This window comes from Pseudomonas sp. NPDC085632 (assembly GCF_044541255.1).
Classification (GTDB): Bacteria; Pseudomonadota; Gammaproteobacteria; order Pseudomonadales; family Pseudomonadaceae; genus Aquipseudomonas.
The window spans coordinates 43,065-58,826 of sequence record NZ_JBITSX010000038.1 but is presented as its reverse complement, the minus strand read 5'-3'; the positions used below and the strand labels follow the sequence as shown (position 1 = coordinate 58,826).

15 protein-coding genes and 1 pseudogene are annotated in these 15,762 nt (G+C 58.0%); 12 read left to right on the top strand and 4 right to left on the bottom strand.

From position 1 onward, the window contains the following. The 3 genes and pseudogenes from ACIF4X_RS21200 to ACIF4X_RS21190 all read right to left on the bottom strand — a co-directional run. A pseudogene (locus ACIF4X_RS21200) lies at positions 1-91 on the bottom strand (flagellar basal-body rod protein FlgG); the annotation flags it as partial. Between the two features lie 45 nt (positions 92-136). After that, on the bottom strand, positions 137-877 hold the full coding sequence (locus ACIF4X_RS21195) for a flagellar basal body rod protein FlgF (protein WP_397483603.1): 741 nt from the start codon (positions 875-877) through the stop codon (positions 137-139). Positions 878-1,177: 300 nt separating this feature from the next. Beyond that, a complete protein-coding gene (locus ACIF4X_RS21190; RefSeq protein WP_397483602.1) occupies positions 1,178-2,743 on the bottom strand; it encodes a sigma-54-dependent transcriptional regulator in 1,566 nt (521 codons plus the stop codon). 331 nt (positions 2,744-3,074) lie between these two features. Between ACIF4X_RS21190 and phhA the strand changes: the two genes are divergently transcribed. From phhA to ACIF4X_RS21160, 6 genes are all read left to right on the top strand, one after another. After that, positions 3,075-3,866: a phenylalanine 4-monooxygenase gene (phhA, locus tag ACIF4X_RS21185; protein WP_007920123.1), complete on the top strand. Its 792-nt coding sequence runs from the start codon at positions 3,075-3,077 to the stop codon at positions 3,864-3,866. A 117-nt stretch (positions 3,867-3,983) separates the two neighbouring features. Further along, a complete protein-coding gene (locus ACIF4X_RS21180; RefSeq protein WP_397483601.1) occupies positions 3,984-4,340 on the top strand; it encodes a 4a-hydroxytetrahydrobiopterin dehydratase in 357 nt (118 codons plus the stop codon). Beyond that, positions 4,340-5,533, top strand: a complete 1,194-nt coding sequence (locus tag ACIF4X_RS21175) for an amino acid aminotransferase (protein ID WP_397483600.1) — start codon at positions 4,340-4,342, stop codon at positions 5,531-5,533. Before ACIF4X_RS21180 ends, ACIF4X_RS21175 begins: the two co-directional genes overlap by 1 nt. A 266-nt stretch (positions 5,534-5,799) precedes the next feature. Continuing rightward, entirely contained in the window at positions 5,800-5,931 is a 132-nt protein-coding gene (locus tag ACIF4X_RS21170) for a hypothetical protein (protein ID WP_016987951.1), read from the top strand. A 70-nt stretch (positions 5,932-6,001) separates the two neighbouring features. Next, complete coding sequence (locus ACIF4X_RS21165) at positions 6,002-6,184, top strand: hypothetical protein (protein ID WP_397483599.1); 183 nt, start codon at positions 6,002-6,004, stop codon at positions 6,182-6,184. A 114-nt stretch (positions 6,185-6,298) separates the two neighbouring features. After that, positions 6,299-7,486: an MFS transporter gene (locus ACIF4X_RS21160; protein ID WP_397483605.1), complete on the top strand. Its 1,188-nt coding sequence runs from the start codon at positions 6,299-6,301 to the stop codon at positions 7,484-7,486. Here ACIF4X_RS21160 and arfB read toward each other — a convergent pair. Next, positions 7,483-7,896, bottom strand: a complete 414-nt coding sequence (gene arfB, locus ACIF4X_RS21155; RefSeq protein ID WP_007920134.1) for an alternative ribosome rescue aminoacyl-tRNA hydrolase ArfB — start codon at positions 7,894-7,896, stop codon at positions 7,483-7,485. The two genes, ACIF4X_RS21160 and arfB, sit on opposite strands and share 4 nt — an antisense overlap. Before the next feature lie 308 nt (positions 7,897-8,204). On the opposite strand from arfB, the gene ACIF4X_RS21150 reads away from it, so the two are divergent. The 6 genes from ACIF4X_RS21150 (at position 8,205) to queC (ending at position 15,742) form a co-directional block, all read left to right on the top strand. Next, complete coding sequence (locus tag ACIF4X_RS21150) at positions 8,205-8,468, top strand: PAAR domain-containing protein (protein WP_007920142.1); 264 nt, start codon at positions 8,205-8,207, stop codon at positions 8,466-8,468. Positions 8,469-8,584: 116 nt separating this feature from the next. Further along, complete coding sequence (locus ACIF4X_RS21145; protein WP_397483598.1) at positions 8,585-13,210, top strand: RHS repeat-associated core domain-containing protein; 4,626 nt, start codon at positions 8,585-8,587, stop codon at positions 13,208-13,210. Between the two features lie 4 nt (positions 13,211-13,214). Then, on the top strand, positions 13,215-13,574 hold the full coding sequence (locus ACIF4X_RS21140) for a hypothetical protein (protein WP_397483597.1): 360 nt from the start codon (positions 13,215-13,217) through the stop codon (positions 13,572-13,574). A 1-nt stretch (position 13,575) separates the two neighbouring features. Beyond that, positions 13,576-14,172, top strand: coding sequence for a hypothetical protein (locus ACIF4X_RS21135; RefSeq protein WP_397483596.1), 597 nt, complete (start codon positions 13,576-13,578; stop codon positions 14,170-14,172). Between the two features lie 207 nt (positions 14,173-14,379). After that, a complete protein-coding gene (locus ACIF4X_RS21130; protein WP_397483595.1) occupies positions 14,380-14,847 on the top strand; it encodes an SUKH-3 domain-containing protein in 468 nt (155 codons plus the stop codon). 196 nt (positions 14,848-15,043) lie between these two features. Continuing rightward, positions 15,044-15,742 (top strand): 7-cyano-7-deazaguanine synthase QueC, encoded by a 699-nt coding sequence (gene queC / locus ACIF4X_RS21125; protein ID WP_397483594.1) that lies wholly within the window; start codon positions 15,044-15,046, stop codon positions 15,740-15,742. Positions 15,743-15,762: the final 20 nt, after the last annotated feature.

Sequence of the window (15,762 nt, the reverse complement as noted above, 5' to 3'; positions counted from 1 at the left end):
TCGACACGGTCGCCAGGATGTTGGAAATCGTGGTCAGGTTGGTGTCCTGGGCGGACAGACCGGGTTGGGCAACCCATAGAGCCGGAAGCATTCGATTCTCCTCGTGCGCCTGTTTTACGGCGCGACGTTCTGATAATTAGCTGATCTGCAAGACCCGAGCCATGGCCTGGTCGTCGTCTTTGGCGGTGTTCATCATCTTGACGTGCAACTCGAACTGCTTGGCCAAGGCCAGCACCGAGGTCATCTCTTCAACGGCGTTGACGTTGCTCGACTCGAGGAAACCCGACACCAGTTTGACGTTGGCATCGACCTGCGCCGGCTGGCCATCCTTGGTGTAGATCGAGCCGTCGAGGCCCTTGTTCATGTTCTTGATGTCCGGGTTGACCAGTTTGATCCGGTCGACTTCCGCCATGACGCGCGGGCCTTCGCCCATCGCACGAATACTGATGGTGCCGTCTTCACCGACTTCGATCTGCTGCTCGGGCGGCACGGCGATCGGACCGCCGTTGCCGATCACCGGCATGCCGTTGCCGGCGCGCAGCACACCGAGGGCGTCGACGTTGAGGCTGCCGGTACGCACGTAGCTTTCGCCGCCGTTAGGGTTCTGCACGGCAATGAAGCCGTTGCCGGTCACGGCGACGTCGAGGTCACGGCCGGTCTGCACCAGCGAGCCTGGGGTGAAATCGGTGGCGGGCCGTTCGCTCATGGCAAACGCACGCGCCGGAAAGCTGTCACCGAACACCGGCATCGAACGCGCCTGCTCCAGGTCGCGCTGAAAACCGTTGGTGGAGATGTTCGCCAGGTTGTTGGCATGAGCCTTCTGCGCCAGTGCGTTCTGGCTGGCGCCGGTCATTGCCACATAAAGGTACTTGTCCACACTCTTTCCTCTGCATGCCGGACGTTTGCCGCCCACCGCTGTACTGCTGAGCCATAAGCAATTTGCAGACCAACTTTTTTCTGGCGGGCAAAGACCCGGTAAACAAAGGACTTGAGGGATGGCGAGGGTAAATTTGAAATGTATCGAAGTCGAAAAACCGGCGGTGTTATGCCGCTTGGCGGCAATCCTGGCTAATGATCGTTCCCACGCTCTGCGTGGGAACGCCTCAATGGACGCTCTGCGTCCGCTTTGGGACGCGGAGCGTCCCGGGCTGCATTCCCACGCAGAGCGTGGGAACGATCACGTGCTGCCCAGATCTTTGCCAACCTCATACTCACGCAGTTTGTTGGCAATCGTCGTATGTGAAACCCCCAGCCGCTTACCCAACTGCCGACTGCTCGGATGCTCGGAATACAAGCGCTCCAGCACCGCTTTCTCGAAGCGCCCGACGATCTCGTCCAACCCACCTTCGAGCGAGAAATCGCCAAGCGGCTGACGCACGCCGTAATCCGGCAGACGAATATGCTCGGCTTTCACCGTGCCGCCCTCACACAGCGAAACCGCCTGAAACAGCACGTTTTCCAGTTGTCGCACATTGCCCGGCCAATGGTAATGACTGAGCCGATCCATTGCCGTCGGCGCCAGTTTCGGCAGCGAGCAGCCAATCTGCCGACTGGCCTGATCGAGGAAGTGTTCGACCAATGGCGTCAACCCGTCGAGGCATTCGCGCAGTGGCGGGATGTGCAGCGACAGCACGTTCAAGCGGTGATACAAATCCTGGCGAAACTCGCCGCGTGCGCACAGCTCCGACAAGTCAACCTGCGTCGCGCAGATCACCCGCACATCCAGATAAACCTCTTCATCACTGCCGACCCGGCGGAAGCAGCCGTCCTGCAAAAAGCGCAGCAGCTTTACTTGAAGGCGCGGACTCATTTCGCCGACACCGTCAAGAAACAGCGTGCCGCCCGCGGTCAATTCCAGCAGGCCGAGCTTGCCCTCAGCGCGCGCGCCTTCGAACGCGCCCGGGCCGTAACCGAACAGCTCGGTCTCGGCCATGGACTCCGGCAAGCCTGCGCAGTTGAGCGCCATCAGCGGCGACTGTCCGCGCGGGCTGGCGAGGTGGCAAGCGCGCGCGAGCAATTCCTTGCCGGTGCCGGTTTCGCCTTCAATCAATAGCGGCGCATCCAGTGGGGCCATACGCCGCGCTTCACGCACGACGGCGGCCATGACTTTCGAACTCTGGAAGATGCTGTCGAAGCCACGCAGCTCCTGCTTGCGCACGTTGTAGATGCGCTCGCCGACACGGTCGGCGCGATGCAAGGTCAGCACCGCGCCGGCCATGGCCTCGCTGTCATCGTGCTCTGATTGCAGCGGCGCGATGTCAGCCAGAAAGACGTCGCCCTTGACCTTGACCCGCATGCCGTTGATTCGCGATTTGTTGGCGCGCACCAGCTCCGGCAAGTCGAAATCTTCGGCGTAGCGCGACAGCGGAATCCCCGGCACTTCATCGACGCGCACACCGAGCAACTGCGCCGCCGCGCGGTTGGCCGCGACAATGGAGCCGCCCATGTCGATCGACAACACCGGAAACTCCAGCGCGCCAAGCAACGCGTTCAGCTCCATGTGCCGTCGCTCGCTGGGCATCAGCCCTACCCGCTTGACGCCGAACACCCCGGCAATCGCCTCGAATTTCGGCCGCAGCGCCTGGAACTGGATGTTGATCAGATTTGGGCAGTGCAGGTAGATCGCATTACCGTGCTCGCCACCGACCTCACCGCGCGCCACGTTGATCCCGTAAGCGACCAGCAGGTTGAGAATGTCGCGCAGGATGCCGATGCGGTTCTGGCAGTGGACTTTGATGCGCATATATAAGGCCCGACAAGATTGGGAGTTGAATACCGACCCTGTGGGAGCGAGCTTGCTCGCTCCCACAGGGTGTTGCGGTGCGCCCGAAGCTCATTTTTCTGCCGAGGCGCGCAGATAACTGTCAAGATTATGTGACAGCTACTGAGCTTTTCAAACCCGCGAATCACCGCAAACGCGATATATCCGCCAAAGCGTAACGATTATTTTACGATTTCAGGCGATTTTTCCTACACGTATCGCGATCAACCTGCTGCAAACCCGACCGCTCTCAGGTAATTCTGAGTCCATCGCTGGACATAACAAGAACGAATTCCCCTAGCAGGAGAGCAGTATGAAGCAGACGCAATACGTGGCCCGCGAGCCCGATGCGCAAGGTTTTATCGACTACCCCGCCGAAGAACACGCGGTGTGGAACACGCTGATCACTCGCCAGCTGAAAGTGATCGAAGGGCGTGCGTGCCAGGAGTACCTGGACGGTATCGAAAAACTCGGTCTGCCCCACGACCGCATTCCGCAACTCGGCGAGATCAACAAGGTGCTCGGCGAGACCACCGGTTGGCAGGTCGCCCGCGTACCGGCACTGATTCCCTTCCAGACCTTTTTTGAACTGCTGGCCAGCAAGCAATTTCCGGTCGCTACGTTCATTCGTACCCGCGAAGAGCTGGATTACCTGCAAGAGCCGGATATTTTCCACGAGATCTTTGGTCACTGCCCATTGCTGACCAATCCGTATTTCGCCGAGTTCACCCACACCTACGGCAAACTTGGTTTGCAGGCCACCAAGGAAGAACGCGTGTACCTCGCGCGCCTGTACTGGATGACCATCGAGTTCGGCCTGGTCGACACCCCGCAAGGCAAACGCATCTACGGTGGCGGCATCCTGTCCTCGCCAAAAGAAACCGTTTACTCGCTGTCGGACGAACCTGAGCATCAGGCATTCGATCCGCTCGAAGCCATGCGTACGCCGTATCGCATCGACATCCTGCAACCGCTGTACTTTGTCCTGCCGAACCTCAAGCGCCTGTTCGACGTGGCCCATGAAGACATCATGGCCATGGTTCGCCAGGGCATGCAGTTGGGTCTGCACGCACCGAAATTTCCGCCGAAACCGAAAGCCGCGTGAACCGCGACTTTTGCTGACAATTGAGCCTGTCAGTCGCCGCCACTTTGGTTTAGCGTGACGGCATTGAAGGCCGAAAAGCTTTAATAAAAAAAACACACTCGATTTCAGGAATACACCATGTCCACTTTGAACCAAGCCCACTGCGAAGCCTGCCGCGCCGATGCGCCACAAGTCAGCGACGAAGAACTGCCGATCCTGATCAAGCAGATCCCTGACTGGAACATCGAAGTGCGCGACAGCATCATGCAGCTGGAGAAGGTCTTCCTGTTCAAGAACTTCAAACATGCGCTGGCGTTCACCAACGCTATCGGCGAGATCTCCGAGGCCGAAGGTCACCACCCGGGCCTGCTGACCGAGTGGGGCAAAGTCACCGTGACCTGGTGGAGCCACTCGATCAAAGGCCTGCACCGCAACGACTTCATCATGGCCGCACGCACTGACGAAGTGGCCAAGACTGCAGAAGGACGCAAGTAATGCACTTCGACGCCATCGGCCGGGTACCCGGCGACCCGATCCTCGGCTTGATGGAGGCGTATGCGCAGGACACTAACCCGCGCAAATTCGATCTGGGCGTTGGCGTCTACAAGGACGCCCAAGGCCTGACGCCGATCCCGGAAGCGGTGAAAATCGCCGAAGCGCGGCTGGTCGAAAGCCAGGACACCAAGACTTACATCGGTGGTCACGGTAATCCGTTGTTCGGCAAAGCCATCAACGAGTTGGTGCTCGGCGCCGATTCGAAGCTGCTCGCCGAACAACGTGCCGGCGCGACTCAGACCCCGGGCGGTACTGGCGCGCTGCGTCTGGCCGCTGACTTCATCGCGCAGTGCCTGCCGGGCAAAGGCGTGTGGCTGAGCAACCCGACCTGGCCGATTCACGAAACCATTTTCGCCGCGGCCGGGGTCAAGGTCAGTCACTACCCGTACGTCGGTAGCGACAACCGCCTCGACGTCAACGCCATGCTCGCCGTACTCAACCAAGTGCCGAACGGTGATGTGGTGCTGCTGCACGCGTGCTGCCACAACCCGACCGGTTTTGACTTGAGCCATGACGACTGGCAGCGCGTGCTCGACGTGGTGCGCAGGCGCAATCTGCTGCCGCTGATCGACTTTGCCTACCAGGGTTTTGGCGACGGTCTTGAGCAGGATGCGTGGTCGACCCGGTTGTTCGCGGCAGAAATGCCCGAGCTGCTGATCACCAGTTCCTGCTCGAAGAACTTTGGCCTGTATCGCGACCGCACCGGTGCGCTGATCGTCTGCGCGAAAACCGCCGACAAGCTCATCGACATCCGCAGCCAACTGGCCAACATCGCCCGCAATCTGTGGTCGACGCCGCCGGATCACGGTGCTGCTGTAGTCGCGACCATCCTCGCCGATCCAGAACTGAAAGCCCGTTGGGCCGATGAAGTGGAAGCCATGCGCCTGCGTATTGCGCAACTGCGCAGCGGCCTGGTCGAAGCGCTGGAGCCGCATGGCTTGCGTGAACGTTTTGCGCACATTGGCGTGCAGCGCGGCATGTTTTCTTACACCGGGCTGTCGCCGGAGCAAGTGAAACAACTGCGCGAGCATCACAGCGTGTACATGGTCAGCTCGGGCCGGGCGAACGTCGCCGGCATCGACGCCACGCGCCTCGCCCTGCTGGCTGAAGCCATCGCCAGCGTCTGCAAATAATCCCTCCCATGCTCGTTCCCACGCTCCGCGTGGGAATGCAGCCCGGGACGCTCTGCGTCCCAACAGCGGACGCAGAGCGTCCATTGAGGCATTCCCACGCAGAGCGTTGGAACGATCAATCTCTCCTCTGGGCCTCCCCTGCGGCCATCTGTCGCATTAATTTGAATTAAAAGTCTGATTGTCATTTTTCCTGCTGTATCCTGCGCAGGCTTTCTAAAAGCGCGGATCTACCAGATCTATCAACAGACTTAGCGAGGAGCGCAACCATGCACGAGATTCCTAATCTCCCCTTCCCAAGCCTGCACGTACCTGAGCAGACGACCACGCAACAAGCCGGCGCGGGGCAGCCCGAACCGAAAGAAGCCGTTGAGAGCCGCCCGGCCGACAACGAAGAGTAAGACCCGTCGTACAGACCGTGTGGAAAGCGCTAACATGCGCTTTCCACACTGCCTGAACCCCGAGCCCGCCATGACCGACGAATTCTCCGAAAGCCAAGCTGCCGTCCTGATCGGCGCGACCGAGAAAATGATCGAGATCTGGAACCGTCTCTCCCCGGAAAAACGCGCCGCCCTGCTTGCCCGGTTCGGTAGCGAAGAAAATGCCCTCGCCGCGCTGGTCACCACGCAACTGGTTGCCCCGGACAAACCTTGAACCCGCCGCCGAGCAAATAGTTTTACTTTTCCCGCCCCAGATCCGTCCGCGCCGGTATCATAAGCAGCCTATCTAATCTGCCGTTCCCGTGGATCGTTACCCATGTCGTCCTCTATGTCCGAGCCCCAGCGCCCCCTGGCGGTTACGTTGCAAGTCGTTTCCATCGTCCTTTTCACCTTTATCGGTTACCTGAACATCGGCATTCCGCTCGCGGTGCTGCCTGGCTATGTCCACAGCGACCTGGGCTTTGGCGCGGTGATCGCCGGTCTGGTGATCAGCGTGCAATACCTCGCCACCCTGCTCAGCCGCCCGTATGCCGGCAAGATCATCGACAACCAGGGCAGCAAACGCGCGGTGATGATTGGTCTGGCCGGCTGCGGTTTGAGCGGTGTGTTCATGCTGATTTCGGCGTGGACCCCGAGCATGCCAATGTTCAGTTTGATCAGTCTGTTGATCGGCCGTCTGGTGCTGGGCAGTGCAGAAAGTCTGGTCGGCTCAGGTTCGATCGGCTGGGGCATCGGCCGGGTCGGCGCTGCCAACACCGCCAAGGTGATTTCCTGGAACGGCATCGCCAGTTATGGCGCACTGGCGGTCGGCGCACCGTTCGGCGTGTGGCTGGTTGGGCAGTTGGGGCTGTGGAGCATGGGCGTCAGCATCATCTTGCTCGCCGTCCTGGGCCTGTTGCTCGCCTGGCCAAAAACGCCGGCACCGATTGTCGCCGGCGAGCGTCTGCCGTTCATGCATGTGCTCGGTAAAGTGTTTCCCCACGGTTGCGGTCTGGCACTGGGCTCGATCGGTTTCGGCACCATCGCTACCTTCATCACCCTGTATTACGCGACGCAGCATTGGGACAACGCCGTGCTGTGCCTGAGCCTGTTCGGCGCCAGCTTCATCGGCGCGCGGCTGCTGTTCGGCAACCTGATCAACCGTCTCGGCGGCTTTCGCGTGGCGATTGCCTGTCTGTCGGTGGAAACCCTTGGTCTGCTGCTGTTGTGGCTCGCGCCGGACGCGCATTGGGCGCTGGCCGGTGCGGCGCTGAGCGGGTTTGGTTTCTCGCTGGTGTTCCCGGCGCTGGGCGTGGAAGCAGTGAACCTGGTGCCGGCCTCCAGCCGTGGTGCGGCGGTCGGTGCTTACTCGCTGTTCATTGATTTGTCGCTGGGGATCACCGGGCCATTGGCCGGGGCGATTGCGGCGGGATTCGGTTTTGCCTCGATCTTCCTCTTCGCCGCCCTCGCCTCGCTGAGTGGATTGGCGCTGAGCGTGTATCTGTACAAGCACACGGCGAAGTACCGCGAAGACTAGAAATCCACCTTGCCACGCCCGGCCTTGATGCTGCCGCGCTTGGTTTTCGATTCGAGCCGGCGTTTCTTTGAGCCGAGGGTCGGTTTGGTCGGACGGCGTTTCTTTTCGACTTTGGTCGCGCTGAGAATCAGCTCGACCAGACGCTCCAGCGCATCGGCGCGGTTGGCTTCCTGCGTGCGGTACTGCTGGGCCTTGATGATCAACACGCCGTCGCTGGTGATGCGACTGTCACGCAGCGCCAGCAGCCGCTCCTTGTAGAACTCGGGCAAGGACGAGGCCGGTATGTCGAAGCGCAAGTGCATGGCACTGGAGACCTTGTTGACGTTCTGCCCACCGGCGCCTTGCGCGCGGATGGCGGTCAGTTCGATCTCGGCATCTGGCAGATGCACGTTGTTGGAAATCACCAGCATGGAAAAGCGTCCGTAATCAGAACGCGCAGGATACCGCGAAACAGACCTCGAACCTGCTGAAGATCCACCCTAGGCTTTCGCTTGTTCGGAGCCGCTCAACTGCGCAACTTCTTGCGCACTTTGAGGCGGTTTCCCCAATAAAAATCGATTGATTCCGCAGGCATCCGGCGCAAACCCTTGCTGCGTAATGGCCATATAGTGGCTGGCACGGATTTTGATATCAAATCGGCACTAACGCCTGCTGAACGCAGGCAGGAAAGACAGGGTTGCTCGCCGAGCCAGCCACCCTCGGTCAAAGGAATGACGCAATGAAAGACGCAATTCGCTTGGGCGACTCCACCACTCACGGTGGCAAAGTCCTCGAAGCCTTCTCCCGCACCGACCTCAACGGCAAGCCGATTGCCGGGGTCGGGCACAAGGTCAGCTGCCCGCTGTGCAAAGGGGTTTTCCCGATTGCCGAGGGCAGCAGCACCTACACCGTCGATGGCACCCCCATCGCACTGGACGGCATGAAAACCGCCTGCGGCGCCGCGCTGATCGCCAGTGGCCCGAAAGGCGCTGTCGTCAGCTAATTCCGTTTTTTCACTTTGATGCGTACCTCTGAGAGGCGGCTTTTTCTCGCCCGCTCATTGAGGTCTGCAATTTTTGCCCGCAAAGCCCGGACCTTGTCGCCGGGTGAGATGCCGTGATGACCACTGAAACTGCTGTCGCAAAACGTGAGCCCCAAGCCGCCATCGTTCCACTCAATGCCATCGACGTTCAGGACGTCGCCAGCAGTGCGGCGGCTTTCGATGCCTGGCTGCAATCCGCCACCGATGGCGTGGTCACGCTTGACCGGATCAAGAACTACGCCGGTTTCTTGCCGGTGGTCGGCAACATCATGGCTTTGGTCGATGCGCTGAGTGACATCGTCACCCTGTCGGATGCCAAGCAACGCGACTTGCTCACGTGGGCCAGCCTTGGCATCAACCTGATCGGCGTCTTGCCGTTGCCGCCGTCGATGGCAGCGGCGCGCATGACCCTGCGTCCGACGCTGTTTCTGGTACGTCAAGAGATGAGGGCCAGCGGCAAGTTGTTGCTCAGCACCTCGGTGATCGAGGTGCTGGTCGGTCACCTGAACGCCTCGATCATCGGCACCCTCGATGACTTTGTTGAGCAGGCCAAAGGCAAGTTGCCGGGGATTCTGGCGGACGCTGGCAAGCTCGGCGAACAAATCATCAACGAGATTGCCACCGGTATCGAAGCAACGGCCCTTGGCCGGCTGGATGCCAAGGGTGATCTGGAGGAAGCCAGCGCAAGAGCCAGCGTCGGGCGCGGCCAACTGCTCAACGACCCCCTCGCGACGGCCGACAACTTTTTAGCGGCTGCCAACAGCGCCTTGAAAGCGGCAGGCAAAGGGATGGTCAACAGCGTCGCGCAGAACCTGCTGCCGAACGAACTCCAGAAACAGATCACCACCGAGACCGGCAAACTGCGCGCGATGGGCCCGGAACTGCGCACGCAGTTGAGCAAGCTCGACGATAAAAATGTGCAGAACTCCATCGGCTGGCTGCTGCAGATCCTCTCCAGTGCCGTGATCCTGTGGCGCAAGCGCAATGCCCATGGCCAGAACGCCGCGGTCCATACGGAGAAGACCGGTAAGGCCACCCACACGGCAGCGGAAGGCGAATTGGGTGTTAACAACAAGCAAGTCCCAGCGAAAAGCGCGCCCAATCCGGAGAAAGGTCCCTGTAAATGCGCCACTGAATTCAGCATCAACTTTGCCCTGGGTTCAGAAAGCCTCAGCCATACCGATTTCAGCCTGCCCGGCCCCTTCCCGATCGAATGGACGCGCACCTACAACTCACGCCTCGACGCCTACGATCAGAGCGAACTCGGCGCTCGCTGGATCAGTGAATTCACCACACGTTTTGACTGCGTGGACGATGGTCTGACGTTCTACGGCGCCGACGGCCGCGACCACAGCTACCCACTGCCTAAAGTCGGCCTGTTCCACTACGACGCCATCGAAAACATCACCCTGGTCCGCAACAGCGAAGATCAGTTGTTGCTGTGCCGAGGTTTCGAGCGCAAAGAAACTTACGTCCGCCGTGGCCAGCGTTTTGTGCTGACCAATATCTCGTTGCGCAACGGCGCCGGAGTGATGCTGCATTACGAGCACCGTCACGGCGAACACTCGCTGCTCTCCGACCTGATCACCTATCAGGAAAACGACTTCACCAAAGTCCATTTGCACCTCGGCACGATGATCGACGATCACGGCCGGTTTATCGGTGTCTGGCAGATCGTTGATGGAGAACCGCTGCGCCAGCTGTGTGCGTACCAGTACGACGCCTATGGCGACCTGATTCAGGCGCAGGACGAGAACGGTGCAGTCTGGTCGTATCAGCTCCAGCATCACCTGATCACCCGCTACACCGACCGCACCGGGCGCGGCATGAATCTGCAGTGGGATGGCCAGAGCGCCAAGGCCAAAGCCGTGCGCGAATGGGCCGACGACGGCAGTTTCGACACGCGTCTGGAATGGGACGAAACCATTCGTCTGACCTACGTCACCGACGCGCTCGGCAACGAGACCTGGCACTACTACGACATCCTTGGCTACACCTATCGCATCCGCTACGCGGACGAGCGTTCGGAATGGTTCTTCCGCGACGAGGCGAAGAACATCGTGCGCCGCGTCAATGCTGACGGCAGCACCGATCGCTACAGCTACGATGAGCGCAGCAACCTGCTCGAACACATCCGCGCCGACCATACCGTGATGCATTACGCCTACGACGATCAGGACCTGCTGATCAAGATCAGCGATGCCGAGGGCGGTCAGTGGCAGCGCGCCTATGACGACCAAGGCAATCTGGTCGAAGCGCTCGATCCGCTGGGCAACAAAACCGAATACGCCTACAACAAATCCGGCCAGCCCACCGCGATCAAGGACGCCAACGGCAACGAAAAAACCCTCGACTACAACGATGCCGGGCAACTGGTCGAGTACGTCGATTGCTCGGGCAAAACCAGCACATGGGAGTACAACGATCTGGGGCAGATGACCTGCTTCACCGACGCCGCCGGCAACGCCACCGAATACGAATACAAGGCCGGCCAACTGGTGCTGATCAAGCACCCGGACAAGACGGAAGAACGCTTTGATCGTGACGCCGAAGGTCGGCTGTTGGCGCATGTCGACGGTCTCGATCGCTGCACCACCTGGAGCTACAGCGCTGCCGGTTTGATCGCCGAACGCATCGACGCTGCCGAGCAGACCCTGCGCTATCGCTGGGATCGTCTCGGACGGCTAACGGCGCTGGAAAACGAAAACGAACAACGCGCGCACTTCCACTACGACCCGGTCGGTCGTCTGCTCGAGGAACGCGGTTTCGACGGCCGCAGCACGCGCTATCAGTACGACCCGCTCACCGGTCGCCTCGCCCAATCGATCAATGGCCAACGCGTCATCTCTTTGAGCTTCGACCCGATGGGCCGTTTGACTGAACGTCGCGCAACCTTGGGCGATCAGTCGCAAAGCGAGACTTTTGCCTACGATGGCAACGGCAATCTGGTGCTGGCCGACAACGCCGACAGCCGCTTGCAATGGTTCCACGACCCGGCCGGCAATCTGCTGCGCGAACACCAGCATTACCTCGGTCTGGAAAAACCTACGGTCGCAATCTGGCAGCACGAGTACGACGTGCTCAATCAGCGTGTTGCTACCGTGCGCCCGGACGGCCACCGCGTCAGTTGGTTGACCTACGGCAGCGGCCACCTGCTCGGTCTGCGCCTGGACGACCACGAACTGATCGGTTACGAGCGCGACGACCTGCACCGCGAAGTCGCCCGCCATCAAGGCAACCACCTGCTGCAAACCCAGAGCTGGGACCCGGCCGGTCGTTTGCAGGAACAGTTGCTGGGCCGCAGCGACGACAAATCCACACTGCTCAAACGCGAATACAGCTACGACGCCGCCGGCCAACTGACCGACATCAACGACAGCCGCCGCGGCCCGCTCGCCTATCGCTACGATCCCGTCGGCCGACTGCTCAGCGCCACCACACGCCAAGGCGTGGAAACCTTCGCCTTCGACCCGGCCGGCAACCTGCTCGACGACAAGGCGACAGAAATTCGCCGCCCGCTGGACCTGACCCCACCGCGCAGCAAACTGGTCGATAACCTGCTGCGCGAATACGCCGGCACCCACTACGACTACGACGAACGCGGCAACCAGATTCAGCGCTGGCACAACGGCCAACGCAGCGACCTGCGTTGGAACCTGTTTGATCGACTGGTGCATTTTGAAGACCCGCACCTCAGCGTAGATTTCGCCTACGACGCACTGGGACGCCGCCTGCACAAAAACTCGCGCGCGCATTACAAACAACGTCCAGAAGCAGGCTCTCTCTGGAACAGAAACGAACACGCCCGCAAACAACGCGAACTTGGCTGCGGCTTCACCTTCTACGGTTGGGATGGCGACACCCTCGCCCTTGAAAGCAGTCCTGCACAAAGCGATGGCGAACCGGGTCGCACGGTGCACTACGTCTTTGAACCGGGCACTTTTGTCCCTGTGGCACAGGCTGTGCGGCACGCGCCGATCGATCTGATTGGGCTACCGGATTACAGCGGTGAATACAGCCTTGATGAAGATCCAGTGTGGAATCACAAGGAAGCGGCTTTACCGTTTGATGCGCTGGCCTGGTATCAGTGTGATCACCTCGGCACGCCGCAGGAATTGACGGACTCGCACGGCAACATGGCCTGGACCGCGCAGTACAAGGCGTGGGGACAGGTGACGGAGCAGCGTTCGGAGTGGGCGCAGCAGCATGGCGTGATGAACCCGATACGGTTCCAGGGGCAGTATCACGATCATGAGACGGGGCTGCACTACAATCGGCATCGGTACTATGATCCGGGGGTTGGGCGGTTCATCAGTAAGGACCCAATAAGTTATGAGGGTGGCATAAATATTTATCAGTATGCCCCGAATCCTATGGGGTGGGTCGATCCTTTAGGATTGGCAGCCCAGAGAGGACGTATTCAAGCTCAAGGTGCCAAGCTTGAAGAGTCTGTCGCATGGAACCAAGATACGCCTCTGACCGCTAGCGACGCTAAGAAAAAGCTTGAGGAGTTGAAAGGAAAACTCAATAAAAAAGACCTCGCAGCCCGACAGGATGCATTCCAGAAGGCGGACAAATATATTGACAATGCGGCTAAGTGCGGCGGAGCGGATGCGCATATCAGTCAGACGTTCAAGGTAAAAGATACCAAAAGTGAGCGCGTTGATATTGAAGTAATTACTGGCAAAGCATTTGTGGAGTAGAGAAATGTTTGATGACTACCTGAGCAACAAAGACAGCTATTTTCAACTAGAGCAGGATTTTTATAAATTCTTTTATCTAGAGGCTCAGAAAAACGAAGTCGCTAGTGAAATATTCAAGGCGCCTTTTTACAATACATTCTTTTCAAACGGCACGCCGTTCATGGATGGAAATCCAATTTTTTCTGTAAGAAACGAGGTGAATGGCCAGATTCTTAGAATAGTATTAGACGAGGAGGTTGATGAGCTTTCCTCGTATCAAGACAAAGAGGCGGGGTGTGAGCTTGTTATATTCGGAAATCTATCCTTGATGGATGAAATAAAGAAAATGATTTCCGCGTGGATCAAGGCGCAACAACTCTTCTAGCATGATTTCTACAGATTTCCATCAGCTTGTAGAGTTGTTCATAGAGGGCTCGGGTAATTTTCAGCCAAGTATTTTTGGGTTGGACAGCTTTTCCGCGTCGGATTTCATAAGCGCCGGTTTTGAACTGATCGGCGATCCGAATGGCTTTCATTCTTTCGAGAAAGCATACGACGTTCCTTATTTTCGTAGAAAAATAACGGTAGTGTTCAAGCAGTATTTTTTTGCGCGTGAGGGTTTGGGGGGAGGTCTTGGTATTGCAGGTGGGGTAAGGCTGACATCGCTTTTGATAAAACAGCCATTTGCTACATCAATGGGGCATGTCGATACGAATCGAATTGTGTTCTTTTTCTTCGAGGATAAAAGTGATGGAGCACTGATTTTCGACGAAAAAATCGTCATAAGGTTTGACCAGTGGTCCAAACGCAATTCTTATATGGTTTCAACAGTAGAGTGTGATTTTGATAATGCGCAGTTCAATGAAATAGCAAAGAAAGCGGTTCGCGAAACGTTTGAACCGTCCACTCACGATTCGATGATCAGAGATGCAAAGCAACGAGGCTGCTCACGTGCGTTTAATCGTTTGATTGAAAAGCTTTAGCTCGACATGCTCATATGGCAATCCAATTTATATGCTATTGGTGCGGCGCAAACTAATTCTGGGGAATAGTTATCATGAAAAATCCCATTGATATAGGGGCATCTCTCAGAGACAAGGTATCCCGGTACGGCTGGATGTTGACAAACGATTCAGTGCAATGAAAAAAGACCGTTAATGCAGATCGCTGCCTAAGCCTGGACGCTCCCAATGCACCCGCTGATCGAACTTCCCGAGACTCTCCACCCACTGTTTCTGGCTGCCGGTTGGCCTGTCACCCATATCGAGCCATTGCCGGATGTCGTCCCGCGCGAGCATCCGGCCGCTGCTCTGCTCGAACAACTGGCCGGCCTGACCGTCGGCATCTGCGGCCCAGGCGAAGACTGCGCTACCAGCGATGTAGCGTTTCGCGCCTTTAAGCACCTGTATGGAGATGAAGACTTCTTGGCTTGGCAGCAACGCTTGGGCAGCACCTTGGTGAACATCGCCGAAATTCATCATGGCCACGCTGCACTGTTGATGGACGAAAAAGGTCGCTGCTACGCCTTGAGTTTCATTCATGACGGGTTCTGGCGGCAGGGCAGAACTTTTGTCGAGGCGATGGAAAAGCTAGTGTTTGGGCACAAGTGCGGTGAGCAAGTGGCGCTGGCCACACCGGGCGCCATGCCAGTTGTTTAAATCCCTCTGCTTTTAGCAACGGTCTAAAAACGTTTGCTATTTAACATGCCTATTATTCAGTTACTGAAGCCTCACTCCACTTTAAGATAGCCGCTCACGGACTCACGCGCGCCTCTGGACTCTGCACCGAACTCCATCCCTATTTCGAGTATCATCTCCACCTTGCCCTCAAGACCTCAATGCAGGAAGCATACCCATGACCAACAAAGCAGTTATCGTATTCAGCGGCGGGCAGGACTCCACCACGTGTTTGATCCACGCCCTGACCCACTACGATGAAGTCCACTGCATCACGTTCGACTATGGTCAGCGTCATCACGCAGAAATTGAAGTGGCGCAGCAGCTGTCGAAAAAGCTCGGCGTCACCGTGCATAAAACGCTGGATGTGTCCTTGCTCAACGAGCTGGCCATCAGCAGCCTGACCCGCGATAACATTCCGGTCCCGACCGTGAACAGTTCCGGCGAGAGCCTGCCAAGCACCTTTGTTCCGGGGCGGAACATTCTGTTTCTGACCCTGGCTTCTATCTATGCCTATCAAGTCCAGGCGAAAACGGTCATTACCGGCGTTTGTGAAACCGACTTCTCGGGCTATCCCGATTGCCGGGATGAGTTCGTCAAGGCCTTGAATAAAGCCCTTGAATTGGGCATGGATTATAAACTGCAACTGGATACGCCATTGATGTGGCTGAACAAGGCAGAAACCTGGGCCTTGGCTGATTACCACCATCAACTGGATCTGGTTCGCGAAGAAACACTGACTTGCTATAACGGCATCAAAGGCACTGGGTGTACCGATTGCGATGCCTGTAATCTTCGCGCCAAAGGCTTGAATGAGTTCCTGAACAATAAGGTACAAGTGACTCAACGTTTGAAAGAAAAACTTGGCTTAAAGTAATACTGCAACAAGAAGCGCTC

What these genes read in the sequence shown, in the direction of transcription:
- ACIF4X_RS21140 (WP_397483597.1), top strand. Translation starts at nt 13,215, where the DNA reads ATGTTTGATGACTACCTGAGCAACAAAGACAGCTATTTTCAACTAGAG.
- ACIF4X_RS21130 (WP_397483595.1), top strand. Translation starts at nt 14,380, where the DNA reads ATGCACCCGCTGATCGAACTTCCCGAGACTCTCCACCCACTGTTTCTG.
- ACIF4X_RS21145 (WP_397483598.1), top strand. Translation starts at nt 8,585, where the DNA reads ATGACCACTGAAACTGCTGTCGCAAAACGTGAGCCCCAAGCCGCCATC.
- ACIF4X_RS21180 (WP_397483601.1), top strand. Translation starts at nt 3,984, where the DNA reads ATGTCCACTTTGAACCAAGCCCACTGCGAAGCCTGCCGCGCCGATGCG.
- ACIF4X_RS21160 (WP_397483605.1), top strand. Translation starts at nt 6,299, where the DNA reads ATGTCCGAGCCCCAGCGCCCCCTGGCGGTTACGTTGCAAGTCGTTTCC.
- arfB (WP_007920134.1), bottom strand. Translation starts at nt 7,896, where the DNA reads ATGCTGGTGATTTCCAACAACGTGCATCTGCCAGATGCCGAGATCGAA.
- ACIF4X_RS21170 (WP_016987951.1), top strand. Translation starts at nt 5,800, where the DNA reads ATGCACGAGATTCCTAATCTCCCCTTCCCAAGCCTGCACGTACCTGAG.
- ACIF4X_RS21165 (WP_397483599.1), top strand. Translation starts at nt 6,002, where the DNA reads ATGACCGACGAATTCTCCGAAAGCCAAGCTGCCGTCCTGATCGGCGCG.
- phhA (WP_007920123.1), top strand. Translation starts at nt 3,075, where the DNA reads ATGAAGCAGACGCAATACGTGGCCCGCGAGCCCGATGCGCAAGGTTTT.
- ACIF4X_RS21150 (WP_007920142.1), top strand. Translation starts at nt 8,205, where the DNA reads ATGAAAGACGCAATTCGCTTGGGCGACTCCACCACTCACGGTGGCAAA.
- ACIF4X_RS21135 (WP_397483596.1), top strand. Translation starts at nt 13,576, where the DNA reads ATGATTTCTACAGATTTCCATCAGCTTGTAGAGTTGTTCATAGAGGGC.
- queC (WP_397483594.1), top strand. Translation starts at nt 15,044, where the DNA reads ATGACCAACAAAGCAGTTATCGTATTCAGCGGCGGGCAGGACTCCACC.
- ACIF4X_RS21190 (WP_397483602.1), bottom strand. Translation starts at nt 2,743, where the DNA reads ATGCGCATCAAAGTCCACTGCCAGAACCGCATCGGCATCCTGCGCGAC.
- ACIF4X_RS21175 (WP_397483600.1), top strand. Translation starts at nt 4,340, where the DNA reads ATGCACTTCGACGCCATCGGCCGGGTACCCGGCGACCCGATCCTCGGC.